Source organism: Roseinatronobacter thiooxidans (genome assembly GCF_001870675.1).
GTDB classification, from domain to species: Bacteria; Pseudomonadota; Alphaproteobacteria; order Rhodobacterales; family Rhodobacteraceae; genus Roseinatronobacter; species Roseinatronobacter thiooxidans.
Genome location: NZ_MEHT01000018.1, coordinates 83,961 through 105,769 on the forward strand (window position 1 = coordinate 83,961; position 21,809 = coordinate 105,769).

Genomic DNA, 21,809 nt, shown 5'->3' on the forward strand with positions numbered 1-21,809 from the left:
TCATTTTCTTGCCAGAAATACTCAAATTGCAACGGTGCACGCATGAAACTCGCAGTCTGGACATATGAAGGCCCGCCCCATGTCGGCGCCATGCGCGTTGCCACGGCCATGCAGGGTCTGCACATGGTGCTGCATGCCCCGCAGGGCGACACCTATGCCGATCTTCTGTTCACCATGATCGAGCGGCGCAATCACCGCCCCCCGGTCAGCTACACCACTTTTCAGGCGCGCGATCTTGGGGCCGATACATCTGGCCTGTTCAAATCCTCCTGCAAAGATGCGTTTGACCGCTTTCAGCCGCAGGCGCTGATGGTCGCGGCTTCCTGCACAGCCGAGTTGATTCAGGACGATCCCGGCGGTCTGGCTGAAACCATGGAATTGCCGGTGCCTGTCATCGCACTGGAACTGCCCAGCTACCAGCGCAAGGAGAATTTCGGCTGTGACGAGGCGTTCTTGCAGATCTGCCGCACATTGGCCAAGCCGATGGCCCGCACCACGCGTGTGACCTGCAACATCCTTGGCCCCACAGCCTTGGGCTTTCGCCACCGCGACGATCTGGCCGAGATCACAGGGCTTTTATCCGAAATGGGGATCGAGGTGAATGTTGCCGCCCCCATGGGCGCGACCCCGGCCGACATCACCCGCATGGGCGCGGCCCATTTCAACGTGCTGCTCTATCCCGAAACCGCCGAATCCGCAGCACGCTGGTGCGAGAAAGAATTGGGCCAGCCCTTTACCAAAACCATTCCCATCGGCGCCCACGCCACCCGCGCCTTTATCGAGGAAGTGCGCACCCTGTCCGGCAGCACAATGCCGGTGGACGAGACGCGCATGCGCCAGCCGTGGTGGGCCGCCTCCGTCGACAGCACCTATCTGACCGGCAAGCGGGTGTTCCTGTTCGGCGATGGCACCCATGTCATGGCGGCTGCCAAAGTGGCGCGCGACGAGATGGGGTTCGAAGTGTGCGGCATGGGCTGCTACAACCGCGAACAGGCCCGCCCCTTGCGCGCTCTGGCCAAGGAGTTCGGGCTAGAGGCCTTGATCACCGATGATTACCTTGAGGTCGAGGCCGCAATCGAGGCCGCCGCCCCTGAAATGATCCTTGGCACCCAGATGGAACGCCATATCGGCAAGCGTCTGGGCATTCCCTGCGCTGTGATTTCCGCGCCTGTGCATGTGCAGGATTTCCCCGCCCGCTATTCGCCCCAGATGGGGTTTGAAGGCGCGAATGTCCTGTTTGACACATGGGTTCACCCGCTGGTCATGGGGCTGGAAGAGCATCTTTTGCACATGTTCCGCGACGATTTCGAGTTTCATGACGCAGCAGGCCCCTCGCATCACGGCGGCCACGCGCCCCGGCATGATGCGGGTGCAACCGCCGCGGATGCGGCCGCGGATGAAGGGGGCTCGATGCCCCCGCCATCCGCCCCCCTTTCCACACCCGACACCCCTGCCCTGCCTGACAACATCATCTGGCTCACCTGTGCAGAACGCGAGTTGAAGAAGATCCCCTTCTTCGTGCGCGGCAAGGCACGGCGCAACACCGAGAAATTCGCCCTTGAAAAAGGGATACACGAAATCTCTGTCGACACGCTCTACGAGGCGAAGGCCCATTATGCTCGATAGTCGCACCCTCCAACCCGCCCCTTACCGCTTTGTCGTGGTCACGCTCGACGCGCATGCTGCCGGTCCGGCAGAGCGCGTTCTGCCCCGCCTGCGCGAGAATTTCCCCGGGTTGGACGTGTCGATCCATGCTGCCGCCGAATGGGCCGAAAACCCCGCAGCGCTGGCCGAAGCCAAAGCGGCCATTAACGCTGCCGATATCGTTGTCGCCAACCTGTTGTTCATCGAAGAACATGTCTCTGCCTGCCTGCCCGAATTGCAGGCGGCCAGCGCGCGCTGCGATGCCTTTGTTGGCGTGATCGCAGACCCCCAGATCGTCAAGCTGACGAAAATGGGTGATCTGGACATGTCCAAACCCGCCACCGGCATTGCCAAAATCATGAAAAAACTGCGCGGCGGCGGCGACAAGTCCAAACCCGCCTCTGGCGAAAAGCAGATGAGCCTGCTGCGCCGCCTGCCCAAAATCCTGCGGTTCATCCCCGGCAAGGCACAGGATTTGCGCGCGTGGTTCCTGTCCATGCAATACTGGCTTGGCGGGTCGGATGACAATATCGAGGCGATGATGCGCTTTCTCATCGCGCGTTATGCCGACCGTCCCGAATGGCGCGAAATCAAGGCCGCGGCCCCGATCGACTACCCCGATGTGGGCCTCTACCACCCCGATCTGGGGGATCGGATCACCACCAATCTGGCCGATCTGCCCCGCCCCGAAAACGCCAAGGGCACAATCGGCCTGTTGCTGATGCGCTCCTACATTCTGGCCTCTGACACGGCGCATTATGACGCTGTCATCCGCGCGCTGGAAGCGCAGGGTCTGGCCGTGATCCCTGCCTTTGCAGGGGGGCTTGATGGCCGTCCCGCAATCTCGACCTACCATACCGGCAATATCGACACGCTTTTGTCGCTGACCGGCTTCAGCCTTGTGGGCGGGCCTGCCTATAATGACAGCCCCGCTGCGGTTGAAGTTCTCAAGGCGCTGAATGTGCCCTATCTTGTCGCCCATCCGCTGGAATTCCAGACTTTGGGCCAATGGGCCAAATCCGGCGGCGGGCTTGGGCCGGTTGAAACCACCATGCTGATCGCCCTGCCCGAAATTGACGGTGCCACCTGCCCCACAGCCTTTGCGGGCCGTCACGGGGTCGATGGCTGTCAGGGTTGCCCCGGTGGCTGCATGCCGATGAATGATGCCAATGCCAAAGCCATGTCCCCCTGCCCTGAACGCATCGCGGCACTGGCCGACAAAGCCGCGCGCATGGTCCGCCTGCGCCGTGCCGATGTGGCCCAGCGCAAGGTTGCGATTGTGCTTTATGGCTTTCCGCCCAATGCAGGCGCAGTGGGAACAGCCGCCTATCTGTCGGTCTTTGAAAGCCTGTTCAACACGCTGCACGCCATGGCCCGCGAAGGCTATGCCCTGACCCCGCCTGAAAGCGTGGACAGCTTGCGCGCGCTGGTGCTGGAGGGCAATGCCCGCACCTATGGCATGCCCGCCAATGTCGCGGCGCATGTCAGCGCCGACCGGATCGTGACCGGCACACCGTGGCTGTCCGAGATTGAAGAAGTCTGGGGGCCAGCGCCCGGGCGCGTGCAATCCGACGGGCGCGGTGTTTTCGTGCTGGGGGCGGAATTTGGCAATGTCTTTGTCGGCATCCAGCCCACATTCGGCTATGAGGGCGACCCGATGCGCCTTTTGTTCGAAAAAGGCTTTGCGCCCACACATGCTTTCACCACCTTCTACCGCTGGATGCGCGAAGAGTTCGCCGCCGATGCCGTGCTGCATTTCGGCATGCATGGCGCGCTGGAATTCATGCCGGGCAAACAGGCCGGCGTCAGCCGCACCTGCTGGCCGGACCGGCTGATCGGCAATCTGCCCAATATCTACCTTTATGCTGCGAATAACCCGTCCGAGGCATCATTGGCCAAGCGCCGCTCGAACGCGGTCACCATCACGCATCTGACACCCCCCGTGGCACAAGCGGGCCTGTATCGTGGCTTGCAGGAGTTGAAAGACAGCCTGCAACGCTGGCGCAGGGTCGATGCCGCAACCGAAGACCAGCGCGATCTGGAAGCGCTGATCGCTGAACAGGCCGCGAGCCTGGACCTGTCGGGCGAACCTGCGGGGCTGTGGCTGAAGCTGCTGGAAGTTGAAGATGCGCTGATCCCTGAAGGACTGCACATCATGGGCAAGCCCATGGATGCAGAGGCGCGCAAGCACCTGCTGGCGCTGGTCGATGTCGATGACGTGACCCGCGCGCGCATGAACCGCGATTTGCAGGGCGATCATGAAATGCGCGGCCTGCTGCGCGCCCTTGGGGCGGAATATATCGCACCTGTTCCGGGTGGCGATCTGATCCGCTCGCCCGATATTGTGCCGACAGGCCGCAATATCCATGCGTTTGACCCGTTCCGCATGCCCACAGCTTTCGCGCTGCGCGAAGGGGCGGTGCAGGCACAAAAACTGCTGGATGCACACCCGACATTGCCCCGCACAGTAGCGATGGTTCTGTGGGGGTCGGACAATATCAAATCCGATGGCGGGCCGATGGCGCAGGCGCTGGCGCTGATGGGCGCAAAGCCCCGGTTTGACGCCTATGGGCGGCTGTCAGGCGCAGACCTGATCCCGCTATCCGAATTGGGCCGCCCGCGTATTGATGTGGTGATGACCCTGTCGGGGATTTTCCGCGACCTGCTGCCGCTGCAAACCCGCCTTCTGGCCGAAGCCGCACAGAAAGCGGCACTGGCGGATGAACCAGAGGCACAGAATTTCATCCGCGCCCATGCGCTGGCCGCTGCCCGCGATCTGGGTGTGTCGCTTGAGATCGCCGCGCTGCGCGTCTTCTCGAATGCCGAAGGGGCCTATGGCTCTAACGTCAACCAACTGGTCGACAGTTCCACCTTTGGCGACGAAGACGAGCTGGCAGATGCCTATCAGGCGCGCAAGGGCTTTGCCTACGGGGTGAATGGCGCGCCAGTCGCGCAGCCCGAATTGCTGAAAGCCACGCTGAAAACTGTCGATCTGGCCTATCAGAACCTTGAATCGGTCGAGTTGGGGGTCACCACGGTTGACCATTATTTCGACACGCTGGGCGGCATTGCCCGCGCGGTGAAACGCGCACGGGGCGGGGCGGATACGCCGGTTTACATTGGCGATCAGACGCGCGGCAGTGGCAAAGTGCGCAGCCTGCGCGACCAGATCGCACTGGAGACGCGCTCGCGCTCGCTGAACCCGAAATTCTACGAGGCGCTGCTGACGCATAAGGCCGAAGGCGTGCGCCAGATCGAAGCGCAGGTGACCAACACAATGGGCTGGTCGGCCACCACCGGCACAGTGGACCCATGGGTCTATCAGCGCCTGTCCGAAACATTCGTGCTGGACGAGGCCATGCGCCGCCGTCTGGCCGAATTGAACCCGCAAGCCAGCGCAAGACTGGCAGGCCGCCTGATCGAGGCGTCCGAGCGGAACTACTGGCAACCCGATGCCGCCACCTTGGCCGCACTTCAGGATGCCGCAGACGAGATCGAAGACCGTGTTGAAGGGATTGCCGCCGAATGAGCAGCCCCATGACACACACGCCACATCCGGCCAGCGGGGGCCAGCCCCCGCACCCCCGGAGTATTTTTCGCAAGAAAATGAAGGGAAGACCGCTATGAGCCCAAGAGATGATATTCCGGATCTGAAAGGTCGTGACGGCGAAGGCTCGGTGCAGGTGCATCTGGACCCCGCAACCAAAATCGAAGGCGCCATGGTGTTTTCCGTTTATGGCAAGGGGGGGATCGGCAAATCGACAACCAGTTCCAACCTGTCAGCGGCCTTTGCCGCGATGGGCAAGCGGGTGTTGCAGATTGGGTGTGACCCCAAGCATGACAGCACCTTCACCCTGACCGGCCAGTTGCAGCCCACTGTGATCGACATTCTGAAAGAAGTCGATTTCCACGCCGAGGAGTTGCGCCCCGAAGATTACGTCACCGAAGGTTGGGGCGGTGTGAAATGCGTGGAAGCGGGCGGCCCGCCTGCGGGTACAGGTTGCGGCGGCTATGTCGTGGGCCAGACTGTGAAGCTGCTCAAGCAGCACCATATGCTGGATGACACGGATGTGGTGATTTTTGATGTGCTGGGCGATGTGGTCTGCGGCGGTTTCGCAGCCCCCTTGCAGCATGCCGACCGCGCTGTGATCGTGACCGCCAATGATTTCGACAGCATCTATGCGATGAACCGCATCATCGCGGCGGTGCAGGCGAAATCGGCCAATTACAAGGTGCGGCTGGCAGGCTGCATTGCAAACCGGTCGCATGACACCGACGAGGTGGACCGCTTTTGTGACCGCGTGGGCTTCAAGCGCATTGGCCATATGCCCGATGTCGATGCCATTCGCCGCTCGCGCCTGAAAAAGAAGACACTGTTTGCGATGGATGCGGATGAAGATGTGCTGGCCTGCCGCGCGGAATATATGCGGCTGGCCGAACTGTTATATGCCGGGACCGAGCCGGTCAGCCCGATTTCGCTGCCCGACCGCGATATTTTCGAGTTTCTGGGGTTTGATTGATGCGTGATCTGACCCCCTCCTCCAGCTATGAGGGCACCCGCGCCCGTGTTGCCAGCTATTTCGATGGCACGGCGACACGCGTGTGGGAACGTCTGACATCGGATGCGCCCGTCTCGCGCATTCGTCAGACGGTGCGCGAGGGGCGCGATACGATGCGCGCGTTGATGCTGGCGCAATTGCCTGCCGACCTGCACGGGGCGCGCGTGCTGGATGCCGGATGCGGCACAGGGGCTGCCAGCGCGGAACTGGCGGCACGGGGCGCGGATGTGACAGCTATCGACATCTCGCCCAAGCTGGTCGAGATTGCGGCGAACCGCCTGCCGCAGGGGCTGGCCGGGCGGGTGGAGTTTCGCGCAGGTGACATGCTGGCGGCCGAATTGGGCCGGTTTGACCATGTCATCGCAATGGACAGCCTGATCTATTACACCCAGCCCGATCTGGAAGCCGCCCTTGAGGGTTTGAGCGCGCGGGCAGGCCAGATCACCTTTACCGTCGCGCCGCGCACAGCCCTGTTGATGGGCATGTGGCATGCAGGCCGGATTTTCCCGCGTGCCGACCGTTCGCCCACTATGATCCCGCATGACCACCGCCGCCTGAATGTGGCGGGCCTGTCGCGCGTGGGCCGGGTTTCGCGGGGTTTTTACATCTCTGAGTGCCTGAAGGTGATGCCATGATCATCCCCAAAGCCATGTTCCAGAAAATCGGCACCAGCTGGCTGCCCTTCGCGGATGCGGCCTCGGAAGGGTTGCCGCTGCGCCAGATCCTGCGGCTGAGCCTGTTTCAGGTCAGTGTGGGCATGGCAACTGTGTTGCTGCTGGGCACCTTGAACCGCGTGATGATCGTGGAATTGTCGCTGGCGGCCAGCATTGTGGCCTTCATGATCGCGCTGCCGGTGTTGCTTGCCCCGTTCCGCGCACTTCTTGGGTTCAAGTCGGACAATCACCGCTCGGCCATTGGCTGGAAGCGGGTGCCATATTTGTGGTTCGGGTCGCTCTGGCAATTTGGCGGGCTGGCGATCATGCCCTTTGCGCTGCTGGTGCTGACGGGCGATGTTGTCCATGATGTGCGCTTTGCGGGCGAGGTGATTGCCGCGCTTGCCTTTCTGATGACCGGCTTTGGCATGCATATGACCCAGACCGCAGGCATTGCGCTGGCCGCGGACCGTGCCGATGACGCCACGCGCCCGCGCGTGGTGGCACTGCTATATGTGACCTTCCTTGCAGGCATGGCGATTTCTGCGCTGATCGTGGGCTATCTGCTGCGCGATTTCAGCGATTTACGCCTGATTCAGGTGGTTCAGGGCTGCGCGGTGGTTACGCTGGCGCTGAATATCATCGCACTTTGGAAGCAGGAAAAGATCAAACCCATGACCCGTGCCGAGCGCGAGGCCCCCAAGCCCGCCTTCCGCGATGCGTGGAACGATTACATCAAGGGCGGGCAGGCCGGGCGGTTGCTGGCGGTCGTGTTTGTGGGGGGGCTTGCCTTCAACATGCAAGATGTGCTGCTGGAACCTTATGGCGGCGAGATTCTGGGCCTGTCGGTTGCGGCGACAACCACGCTGACAGCTGTTTGGGCTGTGGGCGCACTTCTGGGGTTCTGGCTGGCGGCACGCTGGCTGTCTGACGGAATGAACCAGTTTCGCATGGCAGCGCGCGGCATATTGGCGGGCATCCTTGCCTTCTCGGCAGTGATCTTTGCCGGGCCTTTGCAATCTGCACCGCTGTTCTACACCGGCGCTTTCGGAATAGGGCTGGGCCTTGGGCTGTTTGCTGTGGCCACCCTGACGGCCGCGATGGAAATGCCCCGGCGCGGGGTTGTCGGTGGCGGGCTGGCACTTGGGGCATGGGGCGCGGCACAGGCGACAGCCGCAGGGCTGGCCGTGGCGCTGGGTGGCGGCCTTCGTGACACCGTGCAGACATTGGCCAATAACGGGCATCTGGGCGCTGGCCTGATGACGCCCGATATCGGTTATTCGGTCGTTTACCACCTTGAGATCGGGCTTCTTTTCCTGACCCTCATCATCCTGGGGCCGCTGGTGCGGACCCGCATTCTGGACACTTCACAACCACGCAACCAACGCATCGGCCTGGCCGATTTCCCGACCTGACATTACGGAGGACTGAACATGGATACCCCCTATGGATGGCTATTTTTCGGCAATTTCGATCTTGCCCTGATTTCGCTTTACCTTTTCTGGCTCTTTTTCGCCGGACTGATTTATTACATTCAGCGCGAGAATATGCGCGAAGGCTACCCGCTGGAAAACGATGACGGCAGCCATGCCAATTCGCTTCTGCCTGTGCCAGAGCCAAAAACCTTTATTCTGCCGCATGGTCGTGGTGAATTCAAAGCACCCGATTTCGAGCGTGAAAAGCGTGAACTGGCGCTGGCCCCGACCGAAGTTGGCGGCGGCTTTCCTTTTGCGCCAACAGGGGACCCGATGAAAGACGGCGTTGGCCCCGCATCCTGGGCCATGCGCCGCGACGAGCCAGAGCTGGACGGCCACGCCCACCCGAAACTTCAGCCCATGGCCAAGGTTGGCGATTTCGCTGTTGCAGCCGGGCGCGACCCGCGCGGATTGCCTGTTGTCGGCAATGACCAGAAATCGGCAGGCACTATCACCGATATGTGGGTCGATGTGCCCGAGCAGATGGTCCGCTATCTGGAAGCCACGCTCAGCGATGGAACCAAGCGTCTGGTGCCCATGACCATGGTGCGGATCAAGTCCAATATGGTCTATGTCAACTCGATCGACGCGGCCTCGTTCACGGATGCGCCTGTCATCGCATCGGACAGCCAGATCACCAAGCTGGAAGAAGACAAAGTGTCTGGCTTCTACGCGGGCGGCTATCTGTATCGCAATGAAAAGCGCATCAGCCCTGTCAGCAAGCTGCGCATCCTCTCGGATATGCTTGGCAAACCTGCCTAAGCCCTACTCGACCCAAAAAATATAAAGGAACCGGCCCATGTCGCATGATGATTTCGCATTTGAACCTGTAAAGGGGTTGCCCGAGCGCCCCCCCGAACATGAACGCATCTTGTGGCAGGGCCGGCCTGATACCTGGGCCCTGGCACGCGAAGCCTATAAAATTAACTGGATCAACGCGTATTTCGTGGTGATCGTCGGCTGGCGTGCCTCTGTCGGGGCGCTGGAAACGGGCGCGGCGGGGGCATTTGCCTTTGGCCTGCCCTATGCCATTCTTTGGGCGGCGGCGGTGGCTGTCGTGTTCCTGCTGGCCTATGTGCAGGCGCGCGCGACGGTCTACACCATCACCACAGCACGCGTTGCCATGCGCATTGGTGCGGCGCTGACAGTCACGCTGAACCTGCCATTCCGTCAGGTGGGCAATGCCGATCTGGCCCTTGGCAAGAACGGCACCGGCACGATCGCGCTGGAAACCTTGGGCGAGACGAAATTCTCGTATCTTATTCTGTGGCCACATTGCCGCCCCGGCCATGTGCGCATCACCAAGCCCGCGCTGCGCTGCATCCCTGATGCGGCTGCGGTTGCCGGATTGCTGGCTGATGCGGCCGAAACCCGCGTGGCCCAGCCCGTGGTTGAACGCAAGACACCAGCGCCCGCGGGCGATCTGGTCGCAGCCGAGTGAGAGAGGCCATGACCATTAACCCCAATCCGCAAAAGCCCTTCTCGCCGAAATTCAAGCGCGATGATGCCAATGACATGATCCCGATCGGGCTGGTGCGCGCCATGTTCGCGCTGGCGCTGGCTACATTGGCGCTGGTGACCTATGCCAGCGTGACAGGCCGCGAAAAAGCGGCCATCCCCGCGCCTGCGCCGGTTGTACAGACATGGACCATAAGTCTTTTGGGAAATGACGCTCAGTCCGTGACTGTGCTGGATTCCGATGGTAACCTATTGGCAGACATGGCGCATGGCGGCTTTGTCACGGTGATTCAGAATGGTCTGATGACCATGCGTCGCCGCCACGGAATAGACCCCTCTCTGCCTTTGCAGATTGTGCAATTTGAAAACGGGCGGCTGGCTGCCATTGACCCGTTAACCGACTACCGCGTTGAACTGACCCAGTTCGGCAGCGACAACCAGGCCGCATTCGAACGGCTGCTGAATATAAAATAAGTCGACCATAAAAAACCAAGGGAAAAACCAATGTCACTCTTCTCAAGAAAGATCGAACACGTCCCCTGCACTGTCGAAGTCTCTCACCGGTTCGAGGCCCTGCATGCGCATGTGAAATTCAATGACGGATCAATCATTCATCCCGGCGACGAAGTGCTTGTGCAGGGTCCGCCTGTGCTGGCCGCATGGGGGGAATTGATCATCGAGGATCGCATCGCCACCATCACCCGCGCCACTGCGCTGGAACGGCTTTGGACGCGGCTGACAGGTGATTTTGAATTCATGGAACTTTGTGAATTCTCATTCTCAGAGGAGATAAGCGTATGAACGTGCACGCCACCACACATGACGAACTGCATGCCGAGATGGCAGGCAAGTTTGACACAGACGCGATGGCGCAGGAATCCACCCTGCTGAACCCGCGTTTCTACACCACCGATTTCGACGAGCTGGACCGCATTGACGTCACACCTGTGCGCAAGGAATGGGACATTCTGATCGGCCAGATGAAAGCCGACCCGAACAAAGGCCATTTCAAGAAGAACGAGACCTGGGACAAAGTCGATTGGGACGGGATGGAGCCGAAGCTCAAGCGCGAGTTCATCGACTTTCTGGTTTCCTCCTGCACTGCCGAGTTTTCGGGCTGCGTGCTGTACAAGGAAATGAAGCGGCGCGGCAAGAACCCCGATATTTGCGAGCTGTTCAACTACATGGCCCGCGATGAAGCGCGTCATGCGGGTTTCATCAATGATGCGCTGCGCGAAGCGGGTGTGGCCGTCAATCTTGGCTTTCTGACCAAGGCCAAGAAATACACCTATTTCCGGCCCAAATTCATCTATTACGCCACATATCTGTCCGAAAAGATCGGCTATGCGCGCTATATCACCATCTACCGCCATCTGGAGCAGCACCCAGAGCAGCGCTTTCACCCGATCTTCAAGTGGTTCAAGGAATGGTGCAATGATGAATTCAGCCATGGCGAAGCTTTCGCCCTGCTGATGCGCACCGACCCCAAACTGACGACAAGTTTCGCCAACAAACTGTGGATCAGATTCTTCCTGACGGCGGTGTTTGCCACAATGTATGTGCGCGACCATGCACGGCCCGAGTTTCACAAGGCCTTGGGCGTCGATATCGACTGGTATGACCAAGAGGTGTTCCGCAAGACCGGCGAGATTGCCAAGCAGGTCTTCCCGATGGAGCTGGACATCGACCATCCGGCATGGATGCCGACCTTGAAAAAGATCGAGGCCGCCTTCCGTGCGATGGAAGCGGGCGAGCGTCAGGGCGGTGTCGCAGGCCGCCTTGGCAAATGGGCCGCGATGACAAAGGCCGGGATGGGCTTTGCCCGCCTTTATATGATCCCTGTCAAGAAAAGCACCCCGCCCGTCTCGGTTCGCCTAGAGCCTGCATATTGACTAACGCGGTGCCGGACTTGATCCGGCACCTCTCAGCCACGCCGGAGGATAGATGTTCGAAACCCCCTGGATAGCCGCACTTGCCGCGCTGTTTTTGTGGTGGTTTGCCACGGGCATCCTGCTGTGGCGTGTGCATGCGGCAGATCGCGGCGGCCCTGACCAGCATCTGTGGTCTGTGCTGCTGTCGCTGCCGCTGTTTGTGGCAGGCGCGCTGGGGGTCAATGCCACTTTGGCAGATGGCAGCCCGCAAGGGGTGTGGTTTGCCTTCCTCTCGGCCCTTGCGCTTTGGGGCTGGATCGAGCTGGCGTTTCTGTCCGGTATCATCACCGGCCCCAATACCAGACCCTGCCCCGAGGGGCTGGACCCGACCGCGCGCTTCTGGTCGGCCTTTCGCACTGTGGCATGGCATGAATTTCTGCTGGCAGGCATGGTTGTGGTGCTGGTTGTGGCCTCATGGGGGGCGGAAAATGCCTTTGCCCTCTGGACATTTCTTGTCCTGTTCGGGGCGCGCATTTCGGCCAAGCTGAACCTGTTTCTGGGTGTGCCGCGCATCAATACCGATTTCCTGCCCAAACCGCTGGCGCATCTGTCCAGCTATTTCCGGCAAGGGCCGGTCACGGGTTTCTTTCCGCTGTCGGTCACGCTTCTGGCGCTGGCTGTCGGCTGCTTTCTCGAACGTCTCTGGCGCGCGCATCAGGCGCCCGATCAGGGCGCAATCATCGGCTTCACGCTTCTCGCCATGCTGACGGCACTGGCACTGCTGGAACATTGGTTCATGGTCTGGCGGGTGCGTGATGACAAACTCTGGCGCTGGATGATCCCGGCACCCACACCCAAAAAACGAAAAACATGACCGAGGGGATCCCAATGGATTTTGACACCCATTTCACAACTGCGCTGGACGCGCTCAAGACCGAAGGCAATTACCGGGTTTTTGCCGAGGTTGAACGCCAATGCGGCAATTTTCCCAAGGTCAAGCGTTACAATGGCGATGATGTGCAGGAAGTCACTGTCTGGTGCTCGAATGATTATCTGGGCATGGGGCACCATCCGAATGTCGTAAACAGCATGGTCGAGGCCGTTCAGGCCTGCGGCACAGGCGCGGGCGGCACGCGCAACATTTCCGGCAACAACCACCTGCACCGCCTGCTGGAAGAAGAACTGGCCGATCTGCATGGCAAGGATGCGGCGCTGCTGTTCACCTCGGGCTATGTGTCCAACTGGGCGGCCCTGTCCACCTTGGGCGCCAAAATCCCCAATGCGGTGATCCTGTCGGATGAAAAGAACCATGCCAGCATGATCGAAGGCATCCGCCATTCCCGCGCCGACAAGGTGCTATGGAAGCATAACGACTGGCGCGATCTGGACCGCAAGTTGAAAGCCGTGGGCGACCGGCCCAAGATCGTGGCGTTTGAATCCGTCTATTCCATGGATGGCGATATCTGCCCCATGCGCGAGATTGTCGAGGTGGCCGAAGCGCACGGTGCCATGACCTATCTGGACGAAGTACATGCCGTGGGCATGTATGGCCCGCGCGGCGGCGGCATTTCCGAAGAACGCGGTCTTGCAGACCGAATCACCCTGATCGAGGGCACATTGGGCAAGGCCTATGGCGTTGTCGGCGGCTATATCACCGGCTCGACAGCGCTGTGCGATTTCATCCGCTCTTTCGCGTCGGGCTTTATCTTCACGACAGCCCTGCCCCCTGCGGTGGCGGCGGCCGCGACGGCATCCATCCGCCACCTGAAGAATTCAGAAGCGGAACGCCGCGCCCAGCGCGACCGTGTCGCCCGCCTGCGCGCGCGACTGGATGCGCAGGGAATCCCCCATATCGCCAATGAAAGCCACATCATTCCGGTTATGATCGGTGACCCCGTGAAATGCCGCATGCTGTCTGACATCCTGATGGATGACTGGGGCATTTATGTGCAGCCCATCAACTACCCCACTGTGCCCAAAGGGACCGAGCGCTTGCGTATAACCCCCGGCCCTTTGCATTCGGACACAGATATTGACCATCTCGTGACCGCGCTCACCTCTTTGTGGAAGCAATGCGCCATTGCACATGCTGTGGCTTAATGACAGCTTGACAAGGTGACAAAAGATAACAGATCAACTGTGGTCTGGAATATAACCGGGAGGTCAGAGGACATGAAATTCATTACTGGTGCTGCACTCAGCGCCCTTACACTTTCTTTCGCATCGCTGCCTGCATTCGCGGGTGACATTGAAGCCGGCGAAAGCGCCTTTCAAAGCCAGTGCCAGAACTGCCACAATGTCACCAACGAAGCCGGTGATGTTCTGGCCGGTCGGCCCAATATGCGCACAGGCCCCAATCTGTATGGCGTCATCGGCCGCCAGCCCGGTGTGGTGGACGGGTTCCGCTACGGTGCCTCGCTGGTTGAAGTCGGCGAAAGCGGCGTTGTCTGGGATGAAGAGGTTATGGTTGCCTATCTCCTCGATCCGACAACCTATCTGCGCGACGCACTGGATGACCGCCGCGCCCGCAGCCAGATGTCTTTCCGCGTGCGTGACGAAGCGACCGCGCGCGACATTATCGCCTTCCTTGGCCAGTTCGGCGCAGTGGAAAAAGAAGAAGCCGCCGCAGAAGGCAGCTAAACCCGTAGCGGCAAAGCTTGCAGCGCTTGCGCTGTTCAAGACGAAACGCCCCATCCCCGCGATGGGGCGTTTTTCTTTGGCGTGTGGCGCAACCGCCATGGGGCTTGCCCTGCTGCGTGCAAGATGGCACTTAGACGGGCCTGCACCGCACGGAGTGACCGCCATGACCGAAACACCTGTCCGCTATAGCCGAGAGGGCGATGTTGCGCTGATCTGCATCGACAATCCGCCGGTCAATGCCATTGGGCAGGCCGTGCGCACAGGGCTGGTGGCAAGCATCGATGCCTTCGCCGGTGATCCGGCGGCGAAAATCGCAGTGCTCTATTGTGCAGGCCGCACATTTGTTGCAGGTGCCGATATCAGGGAATTTGGCAAACCACCGCAAGCGCCCTTTCTGCCCGATGTGATCGGCAAGCTGGAAGCGCTCGATAAACCCGTTTTATGCGTCATGCACGGCACCGCCCTTGGCGGCGGGTTGGAACTGGCGCTGGGGGCGCATTACCGCCTTGGGGTGCCGGGGCTGAAAATCGGGTTGCCCGAAACCAGCCTTGGTATTTTGCCCGGTGCGGGCGGCACGCAACGCCTGCCCCGCCTGACAGGGCTGGAGGCCGCGTTGGAAATGATCACCTCGGCGCGCCATGTCCCTGCGAAAGAGGCCTTGGCGCTTGGGGTTATTGATGGTTTGGCAGATGCGGGGCAAGACCCGCTGACCGCAGGGCTGGCGCACGCGCATGATCTGCTGGCCAAAGGCGCAGGCCCGCGCCGTATCTGCGATATGCCCGCCCCAAGCATTGCGCCAGACCAGTTGCGCGACATGCGCACCCGCACCGCCAAACGCTTTGCAGGGCAGATTGCCCAACTGACCGCGATTGACGCCGCTGTGGGCGGGGCCGCCCTGCCGTTTCGGGACGGTATGCAGCATGAACGCGCGCTGTTTCAGACGCTGATGGAGTCGCCACAACGCGCGGCCCTTGTCCATGCGTTTCTGGCCGAACGCAAAGTGGCCCAACTGCCTGAACTGGCGGGCATTGCCCCCCGCGCGTTTGCGCAAATTGGGGTGGTGGGCGGCGGGCGCATGGGCAGTGGCATTGCCATTTCCGCCCTGCTGGCAGGGCTGGATGTCACGCTGGTTGAACGCGATGCGCAAGCCGCCGCGCAAGCCCATCAGAATGTCGCCCAGACACTGGCTGATAGCGTAAAGCGTGGCAAACTGACGGACGAGGGCCGCGCCCGCATTCTGGCGCACCAGTTCCGCGCCGCTGACAGCTATGCGGCACTTTCTGACAGGGATGTGGTGATCGAAGCCGTGTTTGAAGACATGGACATCAAGCGCGAGGTTTTCACCCAGCTTGACCAGCATTGCAAACAAGGTGCCATTCTGGCCACAAACACATCCTATCTGGACATCCCCCAGATTGCCGCCATGACCAGCCGGCCCGCCGATGTGCTGGGGCTGCATTTCTTTTCACCCGCCCATATCATGCGCCTGCTGGAAATCGTGGTGCCCGACAAGACTGGCGCCGATGTGGTGGCAACGGGCTTTGCCTTTGGCAAGAAGCTGGGCAAGGTCAGCGTGCGCGCAGGCGTGTGTGACGGGTTTATCGGCAACCGTATCTTGCAAGTGTATCGCGCCGTGTCTGACCATATGGTCCTTGCCGGTGCCAGCCCCTATGCGGTGGACCGCGCTGTGACAGAGTTCGGCTTTCCCATGGGGCCATATGCAGTGCAGGATCTGGCCGGTCTGGATATCGGCTTCATGACGCGCCAGCGCAAAGCCGCCAGCCGCGACCCGCGCGAATTCGTGGCCCGCTGGGCCGATGTGATGCATGCGCGCGGATGGCATGGCCGCAAAACAGGTCAGGGCTATTACAGCTATGATGCAGACCACCCCAAAGGCCGCCCCAGCCCCGAGGTTGAAGAGATCATCGCCGATGAACGCCGCGCGCATGGCGTGACGCCGCGCGAGTTCAGCGCAGATGAGATTGTCGCGCGCTATATGGCGGCAATGGTGAATGAATCCGCCCGCGTTGTGGGCGAAGGCATCGCTGCGCGCCCGCTGGATGTGGATGTCACTTTGCTGCATGGCTACGGCTTTCCGCGCTGGCGCGGCGGGCCGATGCATTGGGCCGATGCTCAGGGTTTGGGTGCGCTGCTGTCGCAGATCGAGGGGTTCGCGCGCGAAGATGCGTTCTTCTGGCAGCCCGCCCCGCTTTTGCAACAGCTGGTGCGCGAAAACCTTAGCTTCGCAAGTCTGAACAGCTGAACCGCTACTCTGCCGCCACGCGCTTGGGCTTCAACAGCGGTGCAAGGTAGCGGCCTGTATGGCTGGCCTCGACCTGCGCCACCTTTTCCGGTGTGCCCACCGCCACGATCTTGCCGCCACCATCACCCCCTTCCGGACCAATGTCGATAATCCAATCGGCAGTTTTCACCACATCAAGGTTGTGTTCAATCACCACAACCGTATTGCCCTGCTCAACCAGTTCATGCAGCACTTCCAACAGCTTGCGCACATCCTCGAAATGCAGCCCCGTGGTCGGTTCATCCAGAATATACAATGTGCGGCCCGTTGACCGGCGCGCCAGTTCCTTGGACAGCTTCACCCGCTGCGCCTCGCCGCCTGACAGGGTTGTGGCCTGCTGGCCCACCTTGATATAGCCCAAGCCCACCCGCATCAGCGCATCCATCTTCTCGCGGATAGAGGGCACCGCCTGAAAGAAGCCCTGCGCCTCTTCCACTGTCATATCCAGCACATCGGCGATGCTCTTGCCCTTGAACAGCACTTCCAGCGTTTCGCGGTTGTAGCGTTTGCCCTTACAGGTCTCGCAGGTGACATAAACATCGGGCAAAAAGTTCATCTCGATCTTCAGCACGCCATCGCCCTGACAGGCCTCGCACCGCCCGCCCTTGACGTTGAAGGAAAACCGCCCCGGCTTGTAACCGCGTGCCTTGGATTCCGGCAGGCCCGCGAACCAGTCACGGATCGGCCCGAACGCGCCGGTATAGGTGGCAGGGTTGGAACGCGGCGTTCGCCCGATGGGGCGCTGGTCAATGTCGATCACCTTGTCCAGATGCTCCAACCCCTTGATCGTCTCGCAAGGGGCGGGCGTCTGGCGCGCGCCGTTCAGGCGCATGCTGGCGGTCTTGAACAGCGTTTCAATCGTCAGGGTCGATTTACCGCCCCCTGACACGCCTGTGACACAGACAAATTTGCCAAGCGGGAATTCCGCCGTCACATCGTGCAGGTTATTGCCGCTGGCCTTGACCACGGTGATCTTTTTGCCATTGCCCTTGCGCCGTGTTTTCGGAACACCAATCTCGCGCGTGCCGCTAAGGTATTGGCCAGTCAGGCTGGCAGGGTCGGCCATAATCTGCTCTGGTGTGCCCTGCGCCACAATCTGGCCGCCATGCACCCCCGCGCCAGGGCCAATATCCAGCACGAAATCAGCCGTGCGGATGGCTTCCTCATCATGCTCGACCACGATCACTGTATTGCCCTGATCGCGCAGATTGCGCAGGGTGATCAACAGGCGGTCATTGTCGCGCTGGTGCAGCCCGATGCTCGGCTCATCCAGCACATACAGCACGCCCGTCAACCCGCTGCCAATCTGGCTGGCCAACCGGATGCGCTGGCTCTCGCCCCCCGAAAGCGTGCCCGCATGGCGCCCCAATGTCAGGTAATCCAACCCCACATTCACCAAAAACCCGACCCTTTCGCGGATTTCCTTCAGAATAGCGCGCGCAATCTCGTTCTTCTGCTTGGTCAGGCTCTCCGGCACCTGTTCGACCCATGCCAAGGCCTCGCGGATGGACATTTCAGTCACTTGCCCGACATGCAGGCCACCAATCTTGACCGCCAGCGCCTCTGGCCGCAGCCGGTGCCCTTCGCAGACCCCGCAATGCCGCTGGTTCTGATAGCGCTCGAACTCCTCACGAATCCAGGCGCTATCTGTCTCGCGGTAGCGCCGCTCCATATTCGGGATGACACCTTCAAACGCGCGGGTCACATTATAGACGCGCCCCCCTTCGTCATAGCGAAAGGGCAACTCCTCACCATTGGACCCATAGAGCAAGACTTGCTTCACATGCGCAGGCAGGTCTTTCCAAGACGCTTTGGCATCGAATTCATAATGCTTGGCCAGCGATTCGATGGTTTGCAGGAAATAAGGCGACTTGCCCTTGCGCCATGGCGCGATCGCGCCATCGGCCAGCCGCAGCGCGTGGTCCGGCACCACCAGCCGCTCGTCAAAGAACAATTCCACCCCCAAGCCGTCACAGGCCGGACACGCCCCCGAAGGCGCGTTGAACGAAAACAGACGCGGCTCAATCTCGGAGATGGTGAAACCCGACACCGGACAGGCAAATTTCTCGCTGAATGTGATGCGCGCGCCATCTTCCTTGGCTTCTTCCAGCACAGCGATCCCATCTGCCAGATCAAGTGCAGTGCGCAAACTGTCGGCCAGTCGCGTCTCGATCCCGTCGCGTACCACGATCCGGTCCACCACCACATCAATGTCATGGCGGAACTTCTTGTCCAATGTCGGTGGCTCGTCCAACTCGTAAAACTGCCCGTCCACCTTGACGCGCTGGAACCCCTGCTTGCGCAGCTCCAGAAACTCCTTGCGATACTCGCCCTTGCGGTCGCGCACGATGGGGGCCAACAGATAGGCGCGGCTCCCCTCTTCCATCGCCATAATCCGGTCGACCATATCCTGCACCTGCTGCGCCTCGATGGGCTGGCCAGTGGCAGGGCTATAGGGGGTGCCCGCGCGCGCGAACAAAAGGCGCATATAGTCGTAAATCTCGGTCACGGTGCCCACAGTTGAACGCGGGTTCTTGCTGGTCGTCTTCTGCTCGATCGAAATCGCAGGCGACAAGCCCGAGATATGGTCCATATCGGGCTTTTGCATCATATCCAGAAACTGGCGCGCATAGGCCGAAAGCGATTCGACATAGCGCCGCTGCCCTTCGGCATAAATCGTATCGAACGCCAAAGAGGATTTGCCAGACCCTGACAGGCCCGTAATGACCACCAGCTTGTCACGCGGCAGGGACACATCGATATTCTTCAGATTATGTTCGCGCGCACCGCGCACTTCGATGTATTTCTGCTCGACCATCCGGACCCCCAAGGCTGATATGGCGCAACATAGACCTCTGCGCGCGAGTCTCCAAGCGAAATGAAGGAACATTTAACGAACATGAACGCTTCGTCATTTTCTTGCTAAAAATACTCAAATGCGGAACGCCCTGCCGACAGGCAGGGCGTGACACATAGACCTGCGGCGCAGCCGCACAATTTGGTCAGACCTCAGAAATGGATCGCGCGCCCGTAAGCGTCCAGCACGGATTCATGCATCATCTCGCTCAATGTCGGGTGCGGGAAGACTGTGTTCATCAGGTCTTCTTCTGTCGTCTCCAGCTGGCGGCCCACGACATAGCCCTGTATCAACTCGGTCACTTCCGCGCCCACCATATGCGCGCCCAGCAATTCGCCGGTTTTCGCGTCAAAGACGGTCTTGATCATCCCTTCCGGCTCGCCCAATGCAATCGCCTTGCCATTACCGATAAAGGGGAAGCGGCCCACTTTCACGCTATAGCCCGCCTCTTTCGCCTTGGCCTCGGTCAGTCCGACGCTGGCCACTTGCGGGTGGCAATAGGTGCAACCGGCGATATTTGCAGGGTCCACCGCATGCGGGTGTCCGCCCGCGATCAACTCGGCCACCATCACGCCCTCATGGCTGGCTTTATGGGCCAGCCATGGGCCATTGGTCGCGTCACCAATAACAAACAACCCGTCAACGCCTGTGCGGCAATATTCATCCGTCACCACGAAAGAGCGGTCGATCTTCGCGCCCAGCTCTTCCAGCCCCAGCCCTTCGGTATTGGCCACAATGCCCACAGCCGAAATCACCGTGTCGAACTCATGCTGCTCGATTTTGCCGCCGCGTTCAATATGCGCGGTCACTTTGGGGGCTGCGCGGTCCAGCTTCTTGACCATGGATTTCTCCATGATCTTCATGCCCTGCTTTTCAAACTGCTTCTTGGCGAAAGCGCTGATCTCGGCATCTTCGACCGGCAAAATCCGGTCCAGCACCTCAACTACTGTCACATCCGCGCCCAGAGTGTTGAAGAAACTGGCAAATTCAATGCCAATCGCACCTGACCCGATAACCAACAACTTCTTTGGCATCCGCTTGGGTTGCAGCGCATGGCGGTAGGTCCAGACCAGATCGCCATCTGCCTCCAGCCCCGGCAATTCGCGTGCGCGCGCGCCGGTTGCCAGAATGATATTGGGCGCGCTCAACTCTTCGCTGCCCTTCTCTGTGGTGACCGTGACTTTGCCCTTGCCCGCAAGCTTGGCGCTGCCCATCACAACTGTGATCTTGTTCTTCTTCATCAGATGGCCAATCCCACCCGAGAGCTGGCCCGCCACCTTGCGCGAGCGTTTGACCACTGCATCCAGATCAAACCCGATCTTGTCTGCCGTCAGGCCAAATTCCTTGGCGCGGTGCATCAGGTGGAACACTTCGGCAGAGCGCAGCAGCGCTTTGGTGGGAATACAGCCCCAGTTCAGGCAGATGCCGCCCAAATTCTCGCGTTCAACTATCGCAACCGATTTTCCAAGCTGGGCTGCGCGGATGGCAGCCACATAGCCCCCCGGCCCTGCCCCGATTACAATAATGTCAAACGATTTGGCAGCCATGCGATATCCTCCCGTCGCGTCTTGCTAGAATATAGTTTGGCATTAAACTATTTTCCGGATTCCCGCAACGCAGAGTATGAAAGCCCGCCATGCACGCAGCGCATGGCAGACACTGGCCACAATCAGGCGGCTTGCTGCAATTCCTGCAAGGCCGCGCCATAGCCGCCATCATCCAGAAAAACCTGCTCTGCCTTGGTGGTATCGCGCCCCAAAGCGTCATTGCGATAAGGGAAGCGGCCAAATTTGCGGATCACAGCGCGATGCGCGCGCGCATGCAGCAGGTTGCTCGCGCCAGTCTCGGGCATGTGCAACAGGAACATGCGCACTGCGCGGTCCTGGTCCATCTGGCTTTCGGAATGCATCAGCGGCAGGTAGAAAAACTGTCGCTGCGGCTCTGGTGTCTGGCAGTCAAAGCCCAGGTGGCACCCGCGCGCAGCCACGCGCCGCGCCAGATCATCTGTTGCGAATGCGCGCGCATCGCCGCGAAACATGTTGCGGGGAAACTGGTCTGTCACAATGATGAAAGCAAGCGCCCCGCGTGCACAAGAGGTCCAGCGCTCCAGCCGCCCCGCTCTGGCTTTTTCCCAAAGCGGCTCGAAGCGCGCGCGGATGCGCGCGTCCAGCGCGTCATCCATCGCATACCATCCGTTTGGTCCAACCTCGTCCACCCAGAAAGAGATCACTTCATCGACCGTTGACATATCCTGCACCTGAATTTGTTTCATGAAACAAAGGTGACAGTCTTTCGGCATGCGCACAAGTTTTTTGCAGTAACACCCGCTTGAGCGCGCAAATCATTGCCA

At 60.4% G+C, this 21,809-nt stretch carries 17 protein-coding genes; 14 read left to right on the top strand and 3 right to left on the bottom strand.

What is annotated here, in order from left to right; all coding sequences use genetic code 11:
• The first annotated feature begins 42 nt into the window (after positions 1–42).
• The 14 genes from bchB to BG455_RS09890 all read left to right on the top strand — a co-directional run bounded on the left by bchB (position 43) and on the right by BG455_RS09890 (position 16,563).
• On the top strand, positions 43–1,626 hold the full coding sequence (gene bchB, locus BG455_RS09825) for a ferredoxin:protochlorophyllide reductase (ATP-dependent) subunit B (RefSeq protein ID WP_071469815.1): 1,584 nt from the start codon (positions 43–45) through the stop codon (positions 1,624–1,626).
• Positions 1,616–5,173, top strand: coding sequence for a magnesium chelatase subunit H (locus tag BG455_RS09830; protein ID WP_071469816.1), 3,558 nt, complete (start codon positions 1,616–1,618; stop codon positions 5,171–5,173). Before bchB ends, BG455_RS09830 begins: the two co-directional genes overlap by 11 nt.
• A gap of 94 nt (positions 5,174–5,267) precedes the next feature.
• On the top strand, positions 5,268–6,164 hold the full coding sequence (bchL, locus tag BG455_RS09835) for a ferredoxin:protochlorophyllide reductase (ATP-dependent) iron-sulfur ATP-binding protein (protein WP_071469817.1): 897 nt from the start codon (positions 5,268–5,270) through the stop codon (positions 6,162–6,164).
• Positions 6,164–6,838, top strand: coding sequence for a magnesium protoporphyrin IX methyltransferase (gene bchM / locus BG455_RS09840; RefSeq protein WP_071469818.1), 675 nt, complete (start codon positions 6,164–6,166; stop codon positions 6,836–6,838). The genes bchL and bchM overlap by 1 nt, the downstream gene beginning before the upstream one ends.
• On the top strand, positions 6,835–8,271 hold the full coding sequence (locus tag BG455_RS09845; RefSeq protein WP_071469819.1) for a PucC family protein: 1,437 nt from the start codon (positions 6,835–6,837) through the stop codon (positions 8,269–8,271). The genes bchM and BG455_RS09845 overlap by 4 nt, the downstream gene beginning before the upstream one ends.
• A gap of 18 nt (positions 8,272–8,289) precedes the next feature.
• Positions 8,290–9,093 (top strand): photosynthetic reaction center subunit H, encoded by an 804-nt coding sequence (gene puhA, locus BG455_RS09850; RefSeq protein ID WP_071469820.1) that lies wholly within the window; start codon positions 8,290–8,292, stop codon positions 9,091–9,093.
• 37 nt (positions 9,094–9,130) lie between these two features.
• Positions 9,131–9,772 (top strand): photosynthetic complex putative assembly protein PuhB, encoded by a 642-nt coding sequence (gene puhB, locus BG455_RS09855; RefSeq protein WP_071469821.1) that lies wholly within the window; start codon positions 9,131–9,133, stop codon positions 9,770–9,772.
• 8 nt (positions 9,773–9,780) lie between these two features.
• Positions 9,781–10,263, top strand: a complete 483-nt coding sequence (gene puhC / locus BG455_RS09860; protein ID WP_071469942.1) for a photosynthetic complex assembly protein PuhC — start codon at positions 9,781–9,783, stop codon at positions 10,261–10,263.
• Between the two features lie 30 nt (positions 10,264–10,293).
• A complete protein-coding gene (locus BG455_RS09865; RefSeq protein WP_071469822.1) occupies positions 10,294–10,590 on the top strand; it encodes a hypothetical protein in 297 nt (98 codons plus the stop codon).
• Entirely contained in the window at positions 10,587–11,681 is a 1,095-nt protein-coding gene (gene acsF, locus BG455_RS09870) for a magnesium-protoporphyrin IX monomethyl ester (oxidative) cyclase (RefSeq protein WP_071469823.1), read from the top strand. Before BG455_RS09865 ends, acsF begins: the two co-directional genes overlap by 4 nt.
• 52 nt (positions 11,682–11,733) lie before the next feature.
• Positions 11,734–12,534 carry a putative photosynthetic complex assembly protein PuhE gene (puhE, locus tag BG455_RS09875; RefSeq protein ID WP_071469824.1) on the top strand — a complete coding sequence of 267 codons (801 nt, stop codon included), beginning with the start codon at positions 11,734–11,736 and terminating at the stop codon, positions 12,532–12,534.
• A gap of 14 nt (positions 12,535–12,548) precedes the next feature.
• Entirely contained in the window at positions 12,549–13,760 is a 1,212-nt protein-coding gene (gene hemA / locus BG455_RS09880) for a 5-aminolevulinate synthase (protein ID WP_071469943.1), read from the top strand.
• Between the two features lie 72 nt (positions 13,761–13,832).
• Positions 13,833–14,300, top strand: coding sequence for a hypothetical protein (locus tag BG455_RS09885; protein ID WP_071469825.1), 468 nt, complete (start codon positions 13,833–13,835; stop codon positions 14,298–14,300).
• Positions 14,301–14,463: 163 nt separating this feature from the next.
• A complete protein-coding gene (locus BG455_RS09890) occupies positions 14,464–16,563 on the top strand; it encodes a 3-hydroxyacyl-CoA dehydrogenase NAD-binding domain-containing protein (RefSeq protein WP_071469944.1) in 2,100 nt (699 codons plus the stop codon).
• A 4-nt stretch (positions 16,564–16,567) separates the two neighbouring features.
• Here BG455_RS09890 and uvrA read toward each other — a convergent pair whose 3' ends face one another.
• From uvrA to BG455_RS09905, 3 genes are all read right to left on the bottom strand, one after another.
• On the bottom strand, positions 16,568–19,420 hold the full coding sequence (gene uvrA, locus BG455_RS09895; protein WP_071469826.1) for an excinuclease ABC subunit UvrA: 2,853 nt from the start codon (positions 19,418–19,420) through the stop codon (positions 16,568–16,570).
• A gap of 191 nt (positions 19,421–19,611) precedes the next feature.
• Positions 19,612–21,006 (bottom strand): dihydrolipoyl dehydrogenase, encoded by a 1,395-nt coding sequence (gene lpdA / locus BG455_RS09900; protein ID WP_071469827.1) that lies wholly within the window; start codon positions 21,004–21,006, stop codon positions 19,612–19,614.
• 122 nt (positions 21,007–21,128) lie between these two features.
• The gene (locus tag BG455_RS09905; protein ID WP_342742044.1) at positions 21,129–21,731 is read right to left on the bottom strand and encodes a DUF924 family protein; all 603 of its coding nucleotides are present in this window, start codon (positions 21,729–21,731) and stop codon (positions 21,129–21,131) included.
• Positions 21,732–21,809 lie beyond the last annotated feature (78 nt).